Annotated in this window: 27 protein-coding genes; 11 read left to right on the top strand and 16 right to left on the bottom strand. The window is 47.1% G+C overall.

Annotation, left to right across the window (positions count from 1 at the left end; translation table 11 throughout):
• Window positions 1–13 precede the first annotated feature (13 nt).
• Window positions 14–469 carry a hypothetical protein gene (locus F3J26_RS11435; protein ID WP_166993876.1) on the bottom strand — a complete coding sequence of 152 codons (456 nt, stop codon included), beginning with the start codon at window positions 467–469 and terminating at the stop codon, window positions 14–16.
• 420 nt (window positions 470–889) lie between these two features.
• Between F3J26_RS11435 and F3J26_RS11430 the strand changes: the two genes are divergently transcribed.
• Entirely contained in the window at window positions 890–1,135 is a 246-nt protein-coding gene (locus F3J26_RS11430) for a hypothetical protein (protein ID WP_166993874.1), read from the top strand.
• 912 nt (window positions 1,136–2,047) lie between these two features.
• On the opposite strand, the gene F3J26_RS11425 is transcribed toward F3J26_RS11430, so the two are convergent.
• The gene (locus tag F3J26_RS11425; protein ID WP_286180181.1) at window positions 2,048–2,431 is read right to left on the bottom strand and encodes a hypothetical protein; all 384 of its coding nucleotides are present in this window, start codon (window positions 2,429–2,431) and stop codon (window positions 2,048–2,050) included.
• Between the two features lie 202 nt (window positions 2,432–2,633).
• On the bottom strand, window positions 2,634–3,095 hold the full coding sequence (locus tag F3J26_RS22860; RefSeq protein ID WP_502706584.1) for a lysis protein: 462 nt from the start codon (window positions 3,093–3,095) through the stop codon (window positions 2,634–2,636).
• A 118-nt stretch (window positions 3,096–3,213) separates the two neighbouring features.
• Between F3J26_RS22860 and F3J26_RS11415 the strand changes: the two genes are divergently transcribed.
• A complete protein-coding gene (locus tag F3J26_RS11415; RefSeq protein WP_166993870.1) occupies window positions 3,214–3,822 on the top strand; it encodes a hypothetical protein in 609 nt (202 codons plus the stop codon).
• 160 nt (window positions 3,823–3,982) lie between these two features.
• On the opposite strand, the gene F3J26_RS11410 is transcribed toward F3J26_RS11415, so the two are convergent.
• The 8 genes from F3J26_RS11410 to F3J26_RS11375 form a co-directional block, all read right to left on the bottom strand.
• Window positions 3,983–4,498 (bottom strand): lysozyme, encoded by a 516-nt coding sequence (locus F3J26_RS11410; protein WP_166993868.1) that lies wholly within the window; start codon window positions 4,496–4,498, stop codon window positions 3,983–3,985.
• Window positions 4,488–4,802, bottom strand: a complete 315-nt coding sequence (locus tag F3J26_RS11405) for a hypothetical protein (protein ID WP_166993866.1) — start codon at window positions 4,800–4,802, stop codon at window positions 4,488–4,490. The genes F3J26_RS11410 and F3J26_RS11405 overlap by 11 nt, the downstream gene beginning before the upstream one ends.
• 193 nt (window positions 4,803–4,995) lie before the next feature.
• Complete coding sequence (locus F3J26_RS11400; RefSeq protein WP_166993863.1) at window positions 4,996–5,577, bottom strand: hypothetical protein; 582 nt, start codon at window positions 5,575–5,577, stop codon at window positions 4,996–4,998.
• Window positions 5,578–5,703: 126 nt separating this feature from the next.
• Window positions 5,704–6,105 (bottom strand): antiterminator Q family protein, encoded by a 402-nt coding sequence (locus F3J26_RS11395; protein WP_166993861.1) that lies wholly within the window; start codon window positions 6,103–6,105, stop codon window positions 5,704–5,706.
• A 13-nt stretch (window positions 6,106–6,118) separates the two neighbouring features.
• Window positions 6,119–7,153, bottom strand: coding sequence for a DUF968 domain-containing protein (locus F3J26_RS11390; protein ID WP_166993859.1), 1,035 nt, complete (start codon window positions 7,151–7,153; stop codon window positions 6,119–6,121).
• Window positions 7,138–7,509 (bottom strand): RusA family crossover junction endodeoxyribonuclease, encoded by a 372-nt coding sequence (locus tag F3J26_RS11385; protein WP_166993857.1) that lies wholly within the window; start codon window positions 7,507–7,509, stop codon window positions 7,138–7,140. The genes F3J26_RS11390 and F3J26_RS11385 overlap by 16 nt, the downstream gene beginning before the upstream one ends.
• Entirely contained in the window at window positions 7,509–7,712 is a 204-nt protein-coding gene (locus tag F3J26_RS11380; RefSeq protein WP_166993855.1) for an SH2 domain-containing protein, read from the bottom strand. Before F3J26_RS11380 ends, F3J26_RS11385 begins: the two co-directional genes overlap by 1 nt.
• Complete coding sequence (locus F3J26_RS11375) at window positions 7,709–8,116, bottom strand: LexA family protein (protein ID WP_166993853.1); 408 nt, start codon at window positions 8,114–8,116, stop codon at window positions 7,709–7,711. The genes F3J26_RS11380 and F3J26_RS11375 overlap by 4 nt, the downstream gene beginning before the upstream one ends.
• A 768-nt stretch (window positions 8,117–8,884) precedes the next feature.
• Between F3J26_RS11375 and F3J26_RS11370 the strand changes: the two genes are divergently transcribed.
• Window positions 8,885–9,433 (top strand): RNase A-like domain-containing protein, encoded by a 549-nt coding sequence (locus tag F3J26_RS11370; protein WP_166993851.1) that lies wholly within the window; start codon window positions 8,885–8,887, stop codon window positions 9,431–9,433.
• A gap of 11 nt (window positions 9,434–9,444) precedes the next feature.
• Window positions 9,445–10,254, top strand: a complete 810-nt coding sequence (locus tag F3J26_RS11365) for a hypothetical protein (RefSeq protein ID WP_166993849.1) — start codon at window positions 9,445–9,447, stop codon at window positions 10,252–10,254.
• Between the two features lie 110 nt (window positions 10,255–10,364).
• Here the strand turns inward: F3J26_RS11365 and F3J26_RS11360 are convergent, their stop codons facing one another.
• Genes F3J26_RS11360 through F3J26_RS11340 form a run of 5 tightly spaced genes read right to left on the bottom strand, consistent with a single transcriptional unit; the run spans window position 10,365 to window position 12,981 of the window.
• A complete protein-coding gene (locus tag F3J26_RS11360) occupies window positions 10,365–10,688 on the bottom strand; it encodes a winged helix-turn-helix domain-containing protein (protein ID WP_166993847.1) in 324 nt (107 codons plus the stop codon).
• 37 nt (window positions 10,689–10,725) lie between these two features.
• Complete coding sequence (locus F3J26_RS11355) at window positions 10,726–11,187, bottom strand: replication protein P (protein ID WP_166993845.1); 462 nt, start codon at window positions 11,185–11,187, stop codon at window positions 10,726–10,728.
• Window positions 11,177–12,145, bottom strand: coding sequence for a YdaU family protein (locus tag F3J26_RS11350; protein WP_166993843.1), 969 nt, complete (start codon window positions 12,143–12,145; stop codon window positions 11,177–11,179). Before F3J26_RS11350 ends, F3J26_RS11355 begins: the two co-directional genes overlap by 11 nt.
• Window positions 12,146–12,200: 55 nt before the next feature.
• Entirely contained in the window at window positions 12,201–12,755 is a 555-nt protein-coding gene (locus F3J26_RS11345; protein ID WP_166993841.1) for a toxin YdaT family protein, read from the bottom strand.
• 1 nt (window position 12,756) lies between these two features.
• Entirely contained in the window at window positions 12,757–12,981 is a 225-nt protein-coding gene (locus F3J26_RS11340; protein ID WP_166994056.1) for a helix-turn-helix transcriptional regulator, read from the bottom strand.
• A gap of 107 nt (window positions 12,982–13,088) precedes the next feature.
• Between F3J26_RS11340 and F3J26_RS11335 the strand changes: the two genes are divergently transcribed.
• The 7 genes from F3J26_RS11335 (at window position 13,089) to F3J26_RS11305 (ending at window position 18,027) form a co-directional block, all read left to right on the top strand.
• Window positions 13,089–13,475 carry a helix-turn-helix domain-containing protein gene (locus F3J26_RS11335; RefSeq protein ID WP_166993839.1) on the top strand — a complete coding sequence of 129 codons (387 nt, stop codon included), beginning with the start codon at window positions 13,089–13,091 and terminating at the stop codon, window positions 13,473–13,475.
• A gap of 245 nt (window positions 13,476–13,720) precedes the next feature.
• Window positions 13,721–13,909 (top strand): hypothetical protein, encoded by a 189-nt coding sequence (locus F3J26_RS11330; protein ID WP_166993837.1) that lies wholly within the window; start codon window positions 13,721–13,723, stop codon window positions 13,907–13,909.
• A 10-nt stretch (window positions 13,910–13,919) separates the two neighbouring features.
• Window positions 13,920–14,057, top strand: a complete 138-nt coding sequence (locus tag F3J26_RS11325) for a hypothetical protein (protein ID WP_164716872.1) — start codon at window positions 13,920–13,922, stop codon at window positions 14,055–14,057.
• A 45-nt stretch (window positions 14,058–14,102) separates the two neighbouring features.
• Window positions 14,103–14,447, top strand: coding sequence for an RrF2 family transcriptional regulator (locus F3J26_RS11320; protein WP_353621174.1), 345 nt, complete (start codon window positions 14,103–14,105; stop codon window positions 14,445–14,447).
• A gap of 141 nt (window positions 14,448–14,588) precedes the next feature.
• Window positions 14,589–16,619, top strand: a complete 2,031-nt coding sequence (locus tag F3J26_RS11315; protein WP_166993835.1) for a 3'-5' exonuclease — start codon at window positions 14,589–14,591, stop codon at window positions 16,617–16,619.
• Window positions 16,620–16,673: 54 nt separating this feature from the next.
• Window positions 16,674–16,919: an excisionase gene (locus F3J26_RS11310; RefSeq protein ID WP_166993833.1), complete on the top strand. Its 246-nt coding sequence runs from the start codon at window positions 16,674–16,676 to the stop codon at window positions 16,917–16,919.
• On the top strand, window positions 16,900–18,027 hold the full coding sequence (locus tag F3J26_RS11305; RefSeq protein ID WP_166993832.1) for a site-specific integrase: 1,128 nt from the start codon (window positions 16,900–16,902) through the stop codon (window positions 18,025–18,027). Before F3J26_RS11310 ends, F3J26_RS11305 begins: the two co-directional genes overlap by 20 nt.
• Window positions 18,028–18,105 lie beyond the last annotated feature (78 nt).

Raw genomic sequence — 18,105 nt, 5'->3', positions numbered from 1 at the left:
TTATGATATAAGTTTAATTATTAACATCATTTTCACGACGTATATTTCGTTCATGTTGGGTTAGTGGAAAGCTGACAATTTCATCTGGATCGAATTTATCCTCTCCTTGCTCACCTAATAAATGAGCTCTCACTTCTGTTAAAACTTTTTCTACTGAAATGTTAGATGGAGGTGTAAGCAACTCAGAAAGCTGCATAGCTATATCTTTCGGAAGCCATAAAAAAGCTTTATTATTTAGCTCCCTCAATTTCTTTCTGTCAGCCCCAGCTGTAAGCCATTCGGCCAGTAATTCCGCAACTAATTCTGCCTTTAATCTCGTCTGCTGCTCATAGCTTCTCTTTTCTGATGCCTTTTCAAAATGCTCTTTGATAGAACCCTCAACCCAGCCTTTAACAAAGGACTTTGAAAATATAACAAGAAAAAACAACACCACTTGCAAAATAAAAATAATACAGATAATTAAATTCATGTTAAACACCTTAAATAAAACATTCAAATAAACCACATCGCTTATCAAAAATAATATTTAAATAGTTTTCACTGACACCTTATACGCCTAGCTCCCTTGATATTCTATGAATTATTAATGAATGAAAGTTCCACAGTCACAATAATAACTAACAATGCTGCTCCTGCTGCAATTTAGCCTGTTGCATTAGTGTTAAGCCAACCCATTCATTTCCCCGGCATATTTTTTTGATAACTTATCATAGAATATCAGTAACAGACATCACAAGTACCTACCAATAATTGGGATCTAAATCGTTGACTCTCATCATGTCAATTTCAGTAACTCACCGCTAAGGTATGATCTCAGCCCGTCCATGTTAGGGTATGGACGCACACAGCAATGAGGGATGGCTGATTACCTCTGAATAAGGAAAGAAAAATGGGTTCCATGTTAGAACTTGAGAAAACTGTTGAAGATATTAAACGCGAAATTGAAGTTCAAAAACATACAAATGAACTAGTTTTCACATTAATCATTCAGTCAATAAATCAACTATCACCAAAACATAACGTCAGGGAAGTCATGTTGGATGTGCTGAAAGAGGTAACTCCGGCTCATCTGTCTTCTGCTCCAAAAGTGGAGGAGGCTTTTAAAAGAGTTGAGAAAATAATTTCGACGAAATAATTTTCTGTTTAACTTTAAGTAATACTGCGTTTTCAGCGGTCCTCTTCTGGACCGCTTTATCTCGGCAGTGTTCATCTTTTTCCACTGTTCTCGTCCGTTCTTCAAAATCCATAACTATCTCCCGCCTTTCGGCTTATCTCAAACACTGCTGCCTGATGTACTCCTGCAGCCCTGCTATTTTCTTGCTGCTGGTTTCGACTCACTCCCGGAGACGGAAATAATCCCGTTTAACGACATCAGTAAGCCCGGATACTGTCACGCAGCACTAACGGCTGATACTAATCGCTCATTAATGTGATGCAAGTCACATTTAATTTGACTTATCTCAAATTTTCACTAAAGTCTCGCAGGAGTTTTTACGGTAAATGGATGAGTAAAATCTTAATCTTCAGCGGGATAAGTGATGTCACCTCCCGCTTATTTTTTTCCAAATACACACCAAAAAACTCCAGTTATTCAAGTCAAGCTGAAACCGGATCGGAATACTTATTGCTGTTTTTTAGCTCTTTGCTTGCTCCAACCAGGATTAATATCACTCGTTCACGAGTAAATAATTTGTCCAACTAAACGGGTTTCAATTTGCTAACGAAGATATGCCACCTTTGCCTCAAGACTAAAGAGCATTTCAAATCATAAACAGCATGAAAAAAAACCGCTCGGACAGAGCGGTCTAAAACAAGGCATAAGAGAGCAATACGCGGAAACCGCTAACCAAGCTTAGAAGGTAATTTCACTTTAGATAGGACATTTCAAAAATAATTTATTTCTTCCTAAAAACCTTTAAAACAAGTTGATTAGTTCAGGAAACCCCGTACAGTGGCGCGACTTTGTAACGATGATGCTGTTTGCATCCTCTCAGGAATAGAAGGATTTCCTGCTCCTGAGAGTTTTTTTTAAAAAGAAAGCAAAAAATCACTTTCGTAAGATTTCAAGCAAATCCTTTTCAAACAAACCTGTGCTTTTACACTCAACGGGCTTGACCTTATCGTTTCCATCCGAAGTGACTAAACCCACAACTCCTGTAACAACCACGCTCACATTGCTACCTTCTCCTGCACTCCATATCTGGGTCACAATTCTTGATTGCTCCTGTATATTTTGTGTTTGCGGAAGCGCGGAACAGTCCAGATAGGTACTTACTACTCCCTCATCACTACTAACAGCCGCTACTATACCGGTGGTGTTGTCCTGCACCGACGGGTTAAGCCTTTTTTGCTGATAGTAAGCTGTTACTGCATTGAAAAGTTCTTGCGGTTTACGGTTACCAATTTTAACGATCGATGCCGCATCATCCATACCCGGAGCTTTTGTTTGAGTAGAGTCTCCCTGAGCGCCTGGCTTTACTGGCCCATAGACATTTATGCAGCCACTGAGTAGCAGCACAACAGCAGGTATTAGCTTTCTCATAATAGTTAGCGGTAATAAAGTGTCGTGCAGCCTGCCAGATTGGTGCACAGGATAGCCAAAAGAAAAAATTTATATCTCATATGTAGATTCCTTAGTGATTAAGTAATGCCTTCATTGATGCTGCCTGGTTCGCACACTGCTGCCGGATATATTCCTGTAGCCCTGTTATTTGCTTGTTGCTGGTTTCGATTCGCTCCCTGAGACGAAAATAATCCCGTTCAGCGGCGTCAGTAAGTCCGGGGCTGGCTGCATCATCCATGCCGGGGGCGCTGGTGGGGGAACGCACTGGGCAGGTGGCGTTGAGGTGCAGCCGCTTATCACCAGCAGCAACGTCGCGCTGCAGCTGCTCAATAGTCTGTTTGGCATCGGCCAGCTCCTGAGTGTATTTCGAGTCCAGAGCGGCAACATCGCGCTGGCGGGTCTGCATATCGTTGATTGTTTGCTGGCGCTGCTTTGCCAACAGTTCCGCATCATCAGCACGTTTTTGCTCTATCAGATACTTGCCGTAATAGTGATTAGCGGACCAGATAAGGCCACCAGCTATTGCAATCATCAAAATTACTATAAAAATTACATAACTGTTTTTCATAAGCTTTATAATCAAAAAAACATAGTGAGAAAGCAGTGTTGGATTTCCTCGAATCAGATCCCCCATGGAGAGATATAAGATAATGAGTGTTATAAAGAATATTATTTGGCCCTGCATCACAGTCATTGTCGTATGTGTAGCATGGGTACTTATAAATGCCGACAAAGTCATTGATAATATTGACAAATTTAAATCATGGCATGGTTCATCGGCAGCGCTAGAAGGCCGATGGAATAATTCAACCGAGTACGATTTAGACCCACCCTCTTGGTTAGTAAGCCAAAAGGACTTTGTTGAAGTTCGTATCACAATCGAAAATTCACGCATGGACGGCACAATTACGTCTGATGCCTTAAAAAAGGTGATTCCTTTTGAATACGTTCTTCTTGAGGGAAAAAAAAGAGCTTTCAGAGACACTATTGATGCAGAGGCGTTCGATTTTATTGGTGGCAAAAGAGTTTCATTTGGACGCTTTTTGCTCACATTGAAAGGAGACGCTCTTATTGTTGAAGCTTTAGATGATGCTGGTCTTGCATTCCCTAAAGAGTCAATGCTGATTAAAAAATCTAAAATTGCTTTCCCTGGGCTTAAGAATATGGATTCAGAAGAAGAGCATGGCGATGAGCACGAACAACCACCAATATTGAGATCCAATCCAGATCATATAGACGGAAAGAAGCAAAAAAATTAAAGTCATTTTCTTATGCTCGGCCAATGACCTCTAAGGCCGAGTAAATCTTTCAGCACATTCAGTCTTATGGATTTCAATTCCGCCTCCAGATCTCATGATTCAACACCAAATCACTGTATATAAAAACAGTATATGAATTTTTTCATAACCTCAACTTTTTTCATACCCCATCCAGACAGAGCTGCCTCTCTGCACCACGGCGAGTAACTAAGCCGGGTAATATGACACCGCCGCCGTATACCCAGCGTGGGAATTGTTCGCAGGCTTGGGTAATCTGCCCGCTGCGCAGCTGCTGAAACAGTGTCGATTTCTGCATTGCTCCGCAACCAACGTTAAACGTGATCGAAGTGACCGCAGAGAACGTGTTATCTGAAAGCTTTTTCCCGTTGCTGTAGCTGTTAACGCAGCGCTCGGCGCTTAGGATGTTCTTTTCCCAGTTGGCGGCAATCTGCTGGTCAGTCTTTCGCGTTCCAGGCTTCACGTCGTGAGTGTTGCCGATGCCATCAGTAATCACACCCGCCGGACAGACATACGGATCACGTCGACAGGATTCGGCGTTGCCGATTAATTCCAGACCGCGCTGATTCGTCCTGACATTACCGCTACCCAGTACTATTGCGATAATGGCACCCACTGAGCAGACCGCACCGGCCGCCCCAATCTTTTTATTTTGCATTGGCGCTTATCCTGTTAATGGTTTCTGCCACGACTTGCACGCTCGTTGGACGCTGTTCCGGCGGGAGGTGATGGATTTCTTCAAGATATTTCTCAAGTAGCGCTGTGCGCTTCTCGTCCTGGAGCCTGAATCGCCTTGCATCTAGTCGACCTGATAAGAATGAAGCCAACGAGACGATGACCCCCACCAGCCCAAAAAGGATGTAAATCATGTCCTGGGTAGTGAAGCCTACCGCCGAGGCAAACGCCGCTATCCATGCAAAAAGCTGTGTAACCGCATTAGGCGTCTGATCATTCATTCTCATGGTCTCTCACCTCGCTTATGCGGGTGCTGTGTGTGAAATAAAAAAGGCCGCCCTATGGCGACCAATGTTTTATCTCTTCAACCGTTTGGTTGAAGCGCTCTTCTTCAAGCTCAATACTGACTCTCTGCCGCCCGATTATTAAAAAAATGCCGCATTAAGCGGCATAACATTAATAATATTCTTTTTTAAATAATCAGAAAGAGCTCATGTATTTGTGAAATTCTAAAACAAAGTTATCAGATACTTTCTTCAGCTCATCGAAACCCTTGTCGAACGAGTCACTGTCTGTAAAGAAGTTTTGCAGCGTATCTTGGAAATAAGGTAATTTCTCAAGAAGAACTATTCCCTTTTCCGTCGGTTCAATCAAGAGGCATAGATTGCGTTCCTCTCTCTGCACTTTATGGAGTAAGGACTGATAATATTGAGGAAAAAGTCCTTTTTCTAAATCTTTTCTATTGACACTTTTGTCATTAAGAAGCTGATAAGATTTTAAACCTAAAATTTCGACTGAACATATGTAATCCAATGCCGCAATTCTTAATTTCTCTGCAAGCTCCTTTTTCATTGATTGCCTTGATTGTAACTCCGCCAGTCGATGATTATTTTCTATCGCCTTCCAAGCAATATATGCCGGGATAGCTCCCGCAACAATGGAGCTGATAACCGAATCCCATGCGAAGCCTGTAGTTATCTCAATCGGCGGTATTTTCTCAATAATCAATGACCAAATATCGCTGGTGTGATTGAAAGGAAAAGGGACGCCTTGCCAAGTCATAATACCTCCTTTTTTTAGGCATTATACCCAAAACCCCGCAAATGCGAGGATTTATGACTTGATAAGCGTTGTGTCTTTGTGACGATTCTTATCACACTAACTGGTCAAATTCGTAACGAATAGCCCCTAAGCAACTTTTTTTATTTTGCTCTTGTGCGTCCACTCATCCATTTCAAGGATCGCACCACTCATGATGATGCATGCATCAATGAACGTCTCGGCAATCATCAGGCGGCTGCGTATCTTACCTTCGGAGCATTTCTCCCAACGCGCCAGGGTAGACTTCGAAACGTCATACATGTAGTGAAGCATCACCATGTCCAGCTCATCGGCGCGACCTGCTTTTTTCAGCATGCCAATGGCGGTGTCCACTATCATTCCATCGTTATCGCAGCAGGATGGACGGGATTTGCCTTCCGACGGGAGCAGCCCTTTAAAGCCTCCGGCGATTGGTGACCAGTCCACCTGACTCCCTTCCTGCGACGCCCAACCGCCCCAGCGTTCTAATACCAGTTGAATATCACGCATAGTGTTCTCCTAATTAAGCCAGTACACCAAGAGCAAAGGCTCGGTCCAAAGTGTTTTTGAGCATGACCAACTGAGAACCGTGCTTACGCTCGAATTCCCTTTGGTCTCGGTGAAGTTCGTCATGGCATTTCCGACACAGCGGAATAGCAAAACTGTCGTGCGATTTTGTACCCATCCCTCCCTGTCCATGCCCGATGAGGTGATGGGGATCATCCGCAGAAGAACCACAGCCCTCGCACGGTTGCGTCTTAACCCATTGCAGATAGCCTGGATCTTCCCAGCGAATTCGTTTTGGTCTGGAAAAAAACGTTTGGGGAGACTCAGGATCGACTACCAGCGCCACCACGGGCTTTCCTCTGACTTGCTCCTTCTCCTTCTGTTGCTGGAAATATGCAGTTCTCTTCGCCAGTTCGCTGGTGGCCTGTACAGATGGTTCAAGATCGGTTTCACGATAAACAGAGAGGATGGGGTCAGGCTTGAAGTTGAGCGCGCGCCGGGCCATGGTCTCCCCTATCGCTTCGGAAACGCCCATATAAACAGCCCACCAGCAAAGCTCCGCCAGTGAAAGCTCTCTGTCACTATTGAATCCGAGCTTTGAAAGAACCGCATCGATCACCCAGGCTTTCACGTTCTGCAACGCTATTGCTTCCAGTTGCTCTGTACTCTGATCCCGTAGTTTGTTATCACACGACCAGCAAAGAAGCATGGCGCCGGGGCTATGCCGCATTGTTACCTTTTCATTATGGTGATAATCCGTGTGTGGCCACTGGCAATGATGGACGCTGCGAAATAGCCATGACTCGAGCGAAGTCATGCCACCAGCAGCCTGAATCACTCGCCCATCAGAGAAGAAGGTATCGAGTGCTGTATCTTCAACCAATGACTGCCGCGTATCCGGTATCTTTCCCGAGGGAAGGTGTGCCATCGCCTTTGGGGGCATTTCGATAAGCACCCTGCCATAACCAAAAAGCTGCATCAGTTCCCGGCCCGGCTTGAGCAAGACCACGCCCATATTATGTGCAATCTCCACGGTCAAAATAGCGCGCATGGTTCGGCCTCCCGGATAATGATTTTGCCGGTTGTTCCCCATATTTTTGACACGCGCCCATCCCAGATATGGCTATCCTCACCAAATAAGGCATCAAGTAACGCTTTCTCAAGATTGTCTTTGTCTGGTCGCGACTGGTGTGGCTTGCCGTCATACTCCACCTGTTTCTTTTTGCTCCAGCTCGGCGGCATTGGAAGAACGAAAATAACGTGGTAACCACACTCAGGCAGCTCTATTCGGTTCAGGCGCACTTCATCGCAAAACGCCCGGTACCGTAAAACCTCGGGGCGCTTCTTCCACTTATCAGCGCGTGTCATTCGCGGTTTGCCCATAGGGGTTATGCTGTAGGCTTTCATTACTGCCTCCAGCACGGCTGTTGGTAAGTACGGTCGATTCGCGGCGGTGTTTTACCTTCAGGAAGGAGCGCGCTGACAATCCAACTGGTGTAATCCGGAGCAAGGCTCTTTTCCGTAACGACGCCATTGGCCTTGTATCGCTTCACTAACTCTTCGGCTTGCGCTGCGGTCAGGTTGTCATGTTGGAACCAGCCCTTTTTCATAGCTGCGCTCCGTGAAGTTTCAGTAACGCGGCTGCCCTCTCACGCGCGCCAGGCTGATCATCAATCATTTCCTGCAAGAGTTGCATAGCAAGAAGCGGTTCCTTATCTCCAGCAATCGCTATGCCGCGGGAAACGCCGCGGGTGATAGTGATAATGCCTTTTCGCTCGAGGGCTTTAAGGTGTTCCGCTGCAGCGTTTGGTGAGCTGAAGCCGAGTAAGTCAGCAAGCTCGGTTGTGGAAGGTGGATAGCCATTTTTCTGTATGAAAAAAACCAGAAGATCGAATACTTCTTGTTGACGAGGCGTCAGGGTGTGGGCTGTTGCTGGACGTGTAAAATTCCCGGCTGAGCTATTATGGCTGTCGGGTTGATTTGTTTCAGGTTTCTTTGATGTGTTATGCGCCATGGTAGTCTCCGTGGCGCAGCAGGTGCAGGGTGTTCAGTCCTACGAGTGAAGTGTATCAAAGCAACTTGTAATTCGGTAGCCCGCTTTCTCAAGCATCTCTGTAAAAAGTGTCGGTGTGCCAATTATCTCGTTAGGCTGAAGGGGAACGAACGATACCTCATCACCACGCCTGTATAACAATGCTCTGCCGCCATCCGGGAATGAACTAAATCTAGCGACCACGGCATAATCCTCGCACCGAATAAGCGCGTAGCCTGTGTCCGGCAACTCTTCATTATTTTTTATCACTTCGTTCCCCTCTGGCTGCCCCGAACGACCTGACCATGGCTTCAGCCCCCGCCAGGCGGGAGACTCCGAAGCACGTCTTTCGGGGTATAACGGAGGATGATTTCTTTGCTCAAAAATTCCCCCCATTTAAAAATACTGTATGAATGTACAGGTATTATTAACCCGTTTATTTTGGATTGCAATTAAAAAGGCTCCGAAGAGCCTTCCAGTTCGATTTATCATAATTTCATAAGGTTAACAGCAAGTGAAAAGCACGGTGATGTTAAAGCGGGTTACTCGTCAGGCGGGTTATTCTGCTTATCAGAACCTTGAGCTTCTTGAAATTTTTAAAACGTTTCAATATCAAAAAAAGAGACGTTATCAATCTCTACCTCAAAGGCATTAGCTGGTAGATGTTCGTTGAGCATTCACTCATTCTATATACTACAAATTTTACAATTTTTGACGTAAAGTAATATTTTTTAGTCACTTGGTACTTACATGGATTTGTGGAATGGCCCACTACCGCAGGGCATTGAAAAAAAGCTGGTGGAGTTGATGGCAGACATCATGAAAATTTCGCTGCCACAACATGAAGAAATCGAAATCAACGGCCCAATAGCCCCTGGAGCACCGCGCCCCGTTGGTGGGCATACGTTAAAAAAACACGCTGGTAAAAGTGACGATGAGTTGTTAGGTAGATTTGGATGGGATCCGAACTGTCATGCGAGCAGTGGATTTAATCATGGCATTAGCTACGCAGAAACATTAATAGCTAAAGCGCTGCTATCCAACTTGGACAAGGTGTATACTTGGTATACAGGAGATAAGCGAGCAATCGCAGATCTGGCTGATGATGTGGAGGACGATAAAGACTTGCACATCATTTATAAAAACAATTTTGACGTCGGCCGGAAGTTCAAACGAAAAACGATGAGCACTCCAGCGGTTACCGTTGATAAGCTGGTGATTCTGTTACGAAAAATCGATGATGGCACTGCGCCGATAAACGGTCGTTCGGATTTCATCCTAACTGCCTACCCAGTATAGAAGGAGTTCATATGAACACGACATATCCACGCATCGAAAAAATGATGGCGGGCTATATCAATATGGACGCCTGCGAAATTGCCGGCTCGCCAAACCTTAATGATCAGGTTGCTTACTATACAACTCGCGTTTCACCCAAGGCCTTGCGCGCACTTTTACTGGAGCTGGATCAATATGAACGGGAGCATTGCAAAAACCTAACGGATAGCTTTGAAGACGAATTTGATTACGGCGCGAACATTCCTGACGCGCAAGCCTTTTTCGACTTAGTGCGCCGTGAAGTTGATAACGCGTTAGGTGAAAGCAGCAAAACCGAGACTCTAGTTCACCCAAAACCCAATGATGACCTTTTAGATTCTTGGCCTTTAAAAGCTTCAGAACGGAGTTATCACTGGGTTAAAGAACCTACCGAGACGGAGATAGCAGTTTTCATTGATAGTGTAAAAGCAGAGCTTTCAAGAAAACGGTCAGATAATACCCCGCCAATATTCTGGGACAATTTTCTTCACCACAAAACCTCACTAATAATTGAGGACGATAAGACTACTTTTATTCCACAGAGAGCTTTTCACAGCGCTCCGAGGGCACCGTTACCAATGTTCGACGGTTTTTTGCAGATTTATGAGTTGAATTTACTACATAAAGCGCAGGAAACCCCGGTTCATATGCGTTTAACCAAAGAATATGTCGCCCTGCTTGAAATACTTCTTGAGATCAAGGGGGTCAAATTGAAAAAGACTGAGCTTGATTCTGTTTCAAAAGAGCCAAATAACTTGATTGACTGTTACTTACAAAGGCATGAGAGAAAGTTAACACGCTAGTTCGCAAAACTACGTTTTAGTTCGCGCGGTCAATCCTTTGTGGCTATTTCTGCGCGAACTATACTTCAGTCACTAAGCTTCCATGCGAATTTCCGTTTACGTGTTATTACTCATTTGCCTGCACTCCCGAAAATCTTGTGAACCCCATAGCCCTGCCAGTTCTTCCGGCATACCTCAGCCATTGCCTGCCTGGCCCGCTGGTGGCGCGGCGCCGTTTTCCGGCGGCATATCTTGCTTTCCCAGCCCTGGGCAAGTCTCATTTCGGGAAATGCGGCTGTGCCGCAGCGCTTGATGATTCCCTTTCGCAGAAGGTGCATCAGGATGTTCCATGCCCCGGTGCTGTCGCGCTCCAGAACCTTAGCGAGCTGCCGGGCAGTGGCCCTCTTGTTCTCCTTGAGAAAGCCGATCACTTTCCGATGGTTTTCGCTGTTCATGTTTAATCCTTTGGTCATTGGTCAAAACTCGATTTATTCAAAGCATTCCGGCTGCTTTACGCCGTAAAAATTCAGCATGCATTTCCTGAGCAGGTGTTGGTCCGGCTGGTGCGCGCGGCGTTGCAAGCTGTCGACGAACCGGCGGTACCGAATAACCAGCGGCGACTTTCTTCTCCCACTTTTGCAGCAAAGTACCTGCCAGCTTTTCCTGTTCCGGGACCGTTAAACGCCGCTCAACACCAGCCCGGCGGATATCGATGCAGATGTGATACATAACCGGGTGTCGCCACGGAAACTGTTCTGAACTCCCGTACTTGTATGACTCGTTGCGCCAGCGAGTAAGCTCTGCAAGTACATCTGCGGTCGTGAATCCGATCGCCCCACCGCCAGCTTCGGCGACCAGCGCCACGAACTCTGCAAAATCCGGTGGCCATGTACTGCCCGCGGCGCAACGCTCAACACAGGCATTGCAAACCCTGGTAAGTTGCTCAGTGCTCATTGCGCCAATCTGCTGCTCCCAGAGGTCCGATGGACGATTGCCATTCTTCGCAATCCAGCGGTTGCTGTAGATTTTTGTCATGAGGTCCCACAACCGCCATGCCGGTGTGTCCACCGTGGTGCTGTCGTTCCCGAATGTACTGCTCGCGTCCCTCACGTAACTGCCGTTCTGCGATGGACTCTGTGTTTCCAGCTGGGTTCTGCCCATGGGTCACCTGCCTGGTTTTGGGATTGTCCTGGCAACGCTGCAGCCAGGTCGTGATGAATTTCTTGATGCCGTTCGGCGTCTTGCGTTTCTTCGGGTTGCTTTCGAGCCAGCCGCACATGTTCCGCAGCTCCTGAGGAACATCCACCGCCGGGTAAAGCTCCCTTCGGCTTTCGAGGTAATCCAGCGTTACGTCATGCAACAAACCACTGATTAGCGGCAGCGATATAAAAATTTCTTCAGGGGAAATTTCCGGGGGAGCACGGCGCTGATCACTTTCAGCGTCGGGCATATTGTTTTTATGTTTTATATCTTTATCTGTATCTGGATCTTTATTAGTTGGATTTCCGTTGCCATCCTGTTCTAACGGCGAATGAACACCCGTTGAACGGTCGTTGCTTTGCCGTTCTGATTCCGTTCCTTTTTTGGCTTTTCTCGCCTTAGCAGAGGCACGACCTGCAGCCGACTTCTGCTCGAGCGAATTACGGACGCCATCGAGATCGCGCTCAATACGATCATGTTTCCATTCGCTACCGTTATCGCTGAAAAACTCCTTCAACGAGCTTTCAACGGAAATCCAACGGTCGTTGCTCAGCCGTGCAATTTTGGGCAAACGGCTCTTCGGTATAGCTCTCCCTGTTTGCCAGTAATTGAACATAAGCAGCAGGTATGCACCGTGCTCTTCTGTTGACAGATGCATGGTGTCCGCCAGGTAGTCAGCAATGTAGAGTTGCATGTAAGGCAGCGCGGCCATGGTTACTCCTGATGCCCGAAAGAACCGGGCTTAATGGTCATTGGTCGAAACTCGATTAGAAAAACTGCGGCGTCACTGCGCCTATGCTGGCAAGCAGCGGTCCTGCTACGTCTGAGGGCAACATGTTGAAAAGCGCAATAGCTGCCTCTCTGATCTCTTTCTCAAGCTTCTGCAGCGGCGCGCCTAACAATTTGGCCTGGTGCGCCTCACCGCATTCTTTAATAGCCCGGGCCACCAGCTCAGTCTCAGTCATTCCAGAACGCAGCCCGTGCTTTCTGGCAATTTCCAGGGGCATGGATTCACTGATCGCCGTGGCAAGCTGTATTACGTAAGCGGTGTATTTGTCGGAGTTAGCTTCATTTTTCAGATAACGAAAAAGGTTCTGTTTGTTGATCGTTATCCCCCTGCCCCCCAGCTTTTCCCACTGCTCCGCCACCAGCCGAGCAATCTTTTCCTGAGCCTGGCCGGGCAAACTCAGCTCCCACTCATGCACAGCATCACGGATAGCCCGATGTTTAATGCCGTCACGACGATGGCCAATATTCTGATTTTGAGTTTTCAACGAAAACCGGGGTTGTTGGTTAGGATGTTTGTAGGTTGTGAATTGCATGTCACTCCTCGCTTTGAGTTGATGCTTCAAGAGGGAAAACCCTATCAAGTGTGCAACTTGCTCCAAGGAAGTTGAGCGTATCGACAATTGCTCTACATTCGGAGAGGCCAGGCTCGCGCAGGTTTGCTTCATAATTTGATAGACGGGAGCGCCCCCAGCCGAGAGCCTCCGCAAGCTGTGTTTGCGATATCCCCAACTTTTGGCGTTCCGAAGAAATGTTATTCACAGGTGTTCTCCCTAGTAATTGATAGACCAATTTAGACACGAAATGTGTCCATAGTCAACCTCAAAACGTGATCAACCATATACCACAAAGCGTGGTAAAATTTCATTATGAAAACTATGTCCGAAATCATCGGCGAGAGACTCAAGACTCTTCGCGACAGCAAGAACTTAAGCCAAGCGCAACTTTCCAAGCTGTGCGGGTGGGCTACTGCTTCACGTGTCGGTAATTACGAACTGGGTGTGAGAAACATCGGGGTTGATGACGCGGTTATTTTGGCAAGAGTATTAGATACAACACCAAGCTACATCTTATTTGGCGATGAGGAGAATCGCGGGCAAGAGCTACCTGATAAGCAAAGGAAAATTCTAAAACTTTTCTCGCAACTGCCTGAGTCAGAACAAGATAAGATGATTGATCTCTTCGAGGTTCGTTTGAAAGAGATTGATGAGTACGTTGAAAAGTATCTAAAAGGCCGTTTTAAACCGGCTTCCTAACCCCTCTCCTAGCAAACCGGCTTCCTGCTGGTTTTCTTTTACCTTAAACAAACACATTTCGTGTATTGACTATCAGACACAAGATGTGTCTATAATTATCCCATCAAATACACAGTCATCCAGGCAGGGAGCCCACGAAGTAGCTGCCGGCGGCATACGAAACACCGGATGAGATGACACATTGAAATGCGCAGCAGACAGTACCGTTCCGCCAGCCTGGCGATAAGGGCAAAGAGAGAGGATTCATGGCTAAGAAACAATTCACCGTAGTCATTAGCGGCGGTGGTGGTTATCGCACTTATCGCGTTATGGCGGAGGACTGGAAGGACGCAGACAGGATCGCAGATGGACAGCATCGCAGATTAAATCCTGACGATAAATCATCGGAGATTGGGGTGGCCGCCGTCATAAGAGGCTGGCCGGAGGTTTGGTAAGGAGAAAAGCATGATTGATTTCGCACGTAAACCAGCAGCACACCAGGCTACCCGTCTGAATGTTTTTGAGGTGATGCTCCGTAAACTCTGTTACATCCTGGCCCAGAAGGGTAACCCGGCTGCCGACCAACAGCCTGCAGTACGTTAAGCATCGAGTTTTGACCAATGGCCTGCCTGGCCGAGGAATGTGATTGTGGAATTTGGCATGAAGCGCGTGATGGCATCTGTTCACGCAATGGCGGCACTACAACGCATCTCAAACGGTTCGTTCGTGGCCCTGACCACACTTAGCAAAGAGGCGAATCTTTCCACCTCTTACCTCGAGCAGATTTTCAATAAGCTGCGCGCCGGAAAGCTCGTTGTTTCTCAACGAGGCCCAGGCGGTGGTTATGCGCCCCGCGCTGGTGATATTTCAGTTTCAGAAGTCATCCGCGCAGTCAGCAAGATCCCCAATAGCGATACCTTTAAACCCGTTTTGACAGCTCTAGATGGTGTGCTGCTGTCTGAGCTGGCAAAGAGTCAATCAGCAGCCCCATAAAGCACAAAACCCGCGCAAGGCGGGTTAAGTACCCGGTCAGCCGACCAAAGCTTTCCGGAATCGAGTTTTGACCAATGACCACTACCCAAAAGCGGCAATCACTGGCTGCGGGTATCTTACATCCAAAAAAGAGGCCCCGATATGGAATTCTTTAATTTAATCAAAGCAACTCAAAAATCAGGTAAGCCTGATGCCATCCACTGGCAGACAGCAAAAACCGAAGCCCGCGCAAACCTGATGCTTGATGTGGCCCTGGAAGATGCCGGTATAGAAACCGGCCGTGGCCACGATTACAACAAGCCAGTCAGGACTGATTTCCCTGTTTTTGATGATCTTCCGGAGGAAGGCACTGTCGATTTTGAATGGTGTAAACGTTACGAGCTGGCGGAAGACGGCAGAACCTGGCAGTTGATTCAAACGGCTGCAGTTGACGACGAAGAAGCAGAGGAGCTAGGTGACGCCATTGAAAGTTACAAAATGGGTCTCAGCGTCGAACTCGCTCATTTCTGGATCGGAGGCATGTTTACAGCAACGCCAGAAGAGCGAGCGGCCGCAATCAAGGCCCAAATGGATATGGACAATAACTATCTCCAGAATGTCATTCTGGCGGTTAACTCCGTTGAGCCTCTAAAGCAGTGCCACAACCACATACGCCATACTCTCCTTGAGGCCATCAAGCTCATCTGGCCATTGGATGGAAAGACTCCTGAGCTGTCTCACGTTTTGGCATTCTCAACAGAATGGATCGAAGCCCTGAATGATAATTCAGCCGGCCGTGGCAACCACCGGGCGGACGTCATTGAAAAATGGAAGGCAAAGTCAGCACCACAGCCTGCTGCCGTTCATTCCATTGAAAGCGCACCGGAGTCCATGATCAGGACTGATGCCGGAACCAATACAGGTGGACAGATAAAAACTGACCGCAACCCGGATCTGGCTCTTTCCCTGGATGTTCTTGATATTGAAATCGCAGCGGCCACCCTCCCGATGGATTTTAATATCTACGAATTTCCGGCAGGCGTTGTTCGCCGGGCGAAGGAAATAATCACCAACAAAGAAGAACCATGGAAAACATGGAGTGCCGTTCTTCGCAAATCGTCCGGCATTCTGGATTTTTCCCGAGGCGCAATTTTTGTCCTGGTTCGCAACGCACCTGATGAAGCTCTGCATTCCATCCCGGCTCTTACAAGTTACGTTGTTAAAAATCTGCTTGAGATAAAATTCATGCCAGATGACGGGACACCAAATAGCGAAGCGCGCTGGAATGCTATTCAGCACTATTTTAAGGCACCCGCAGCCGTGGAAGAGAGCAACGAAAATGTTGAACCGCAGCATGCAGAAAACAAACAACCACCAGCACAGCTGGTAAAAGTCGGGGCCGGTGTTTTCGATGCGACAGCTCTCTTTAATGCCCCCTCGAAAGATACTGCTGCGGAAAATACTGACTATGTGCCGGTGGAAGAAACTATCAACCATGAAACCAAAGCTGGCACTGAAGTACTACCAGGCGAAGCAGCAATTAACTCAACTGAAAGCCATGCTGTTGTTAATCAGGAAGCAGATACTCTGAATAACGATACCGGTCACCGTAAAGATGAAACTGAAGAGCAGCTGTTTACTCATCTCATGGTTGACCTGGAGGCATTCGGTTCAACCCCCGACGCTCCAATCGTGTCCATTGGCGCCGTGTTTTTCAATCCTAAAACCAGCGAGATGGGAGGTGAGTTTTACAAGGTCATCAGCCTGACATCTTCCATGGAATCTGGTGGCCTGCCAGACGCTGACACCATTCTATGGTGGATGAAACAGTCCGCTGAGGCCCGCTCTGCAATTCAGGTTGATGCCATCCCTCTTGATGATGCCCTGCTCCAGTTGAACGAGTTTATCTGCGAAAACGCCGCAAATGGCCCTGCCAGCGTTCAGCTATGGGGGAATGGCGCTACATACGACAATGTTTTGCTGCGCAGCTCTTACAAGCGTACTGGGATCCCTGCTCTCTGGGAGTTTTGGAACGATCGAGACGTGAGAACAATCGTCGAACTGGGCAAGGCCATTGGCATTAATCCTCGCTATGAAATCCCTTTTGAAGGCGATCAGCATAACGCCCTGAGTGATGCCCGACACCAGGTTAAGTACGTTTCTGCCATCTGGCAGCAGCTGATTAAAAACTGATTCTGCGTTTTCACAACATGGCCCATCTCTGGGCCATGATTCAGAGGTACACATATGCTTCAAATGCTGACTCTCGAAGAATGGGCCGCAGAAAAATATCGGAGCAACCCTCCGGCGATGAATACACTGCGCCGCTACGCTAAACAAAATATGTTCTCTCCGCCAGCGACCAAACAGGGGCGTCTGTGGCGCGTCAGGGAAGATGCAGAGATTGTTGGTGAACTGGCAAAACCCGTAATTAGAAAGACGGACTCGCCCTTACTACAAAGGATTTTATCGGATGGCTGCCAGACCGCGTAAAAATCAGGTAAAAGTGCCGAACCTTTACCCTCTCTACAGCCGTAAGGTGAATAAAGTCTACTGGCGGTATAAGCACCCTGTAACGGGTAAATTCCATGCGCTGGGCGATAACGAACAAGAGGCAATAGCTATTGCCACTGAGGCAAATGCAAGGATTGCAGAACAAAGAACGCGGCAAATACTGGCTGTCAGTGACAGAATCGCCACCAGCAAAGGTAAAGCAATCACCGCCAATACCTGGCTCGACCGTTACTGCAGTATTCAGGATGAAAGACTTAAGAGCGGAGACATAAGGCCGAATACCCATAAGCAAAAGGCCAAACCCATCGCGTTGCTAAGAGCTCGTGTGGGTATGAAAACTATCTCAGCAGTAGACGTGAGAGACATAGCTCAAATCCTCGACGAGTATATTTCTGATGGTCAGGCCCGTATGGCTCAGGTCATACGTTCTGTGCTGATTGATGTGTTCAAAGAAGCTCAACACGCTGGAGAGGTTCCTCCTGGCTACAACCCAGCTCTCGCTACCAAGCAGCCGCGGCGGAAGATTACTCGTCAGCGGTTAAACCTTGAAGAATGGAAGAAGATTTTTGCAATCGCTGATGCACATCACCGCTATTTAGGCAATGCAATGCTGCTGGCCATCGTCACCGGCCAACGCCTGGGCGACATTTCCAAAATGAAGTTTAGCGACATCTGGGATGATCACCTTCATGTAATCCAGGAGAAAACAGGCAGCAAGATTGCAATTCCACTGTCTCTTCGATGTGACGCTATTGATTGGTGTCTGCGTGAGGTGGTTGTGCGCTGCCGTGATTATGCGGTGAGTCCTTTTATGGTTCATTTCTTCCGGGCAACGTCTCAAGCTGAACGAGGCGCTCAGGTGAAATCTAACACGATCACCATGAACTTCAGTAAAGCTCGAGACAAAACAGAGATTGACTGGGGAGAAGGGACACCGGCAACTTTTCATGAGCAGCGTTCTTTATCTGAAAGGCTATACAAGGAACAGGGCATCAACACTCAAAAGTTATTGGGACATAAGACGCAGACACAGACCGACAGTTACCATGATGACAGGGGAAAAGACTGGATAAAACTCATTGTATAAATATGTCATTTCAAGTCTTAAACAAATATTATATGAAGCCCATTCAAGAAAGCATATAAAGGCATATGCTTTCAAGCT

It is taken from the genome of Enterobacter sp. Ap-867, from assembly GCF_011752855.1.
Classification (GTDB): Bacteria; Pseudomonadota; Gammaproteobacteria; order Enterobacterales; family Enterobacteriaceae; genus Cedecea.
This window is presented reverse-complemented; position numbering and strand designations above follow the sequence as displayed.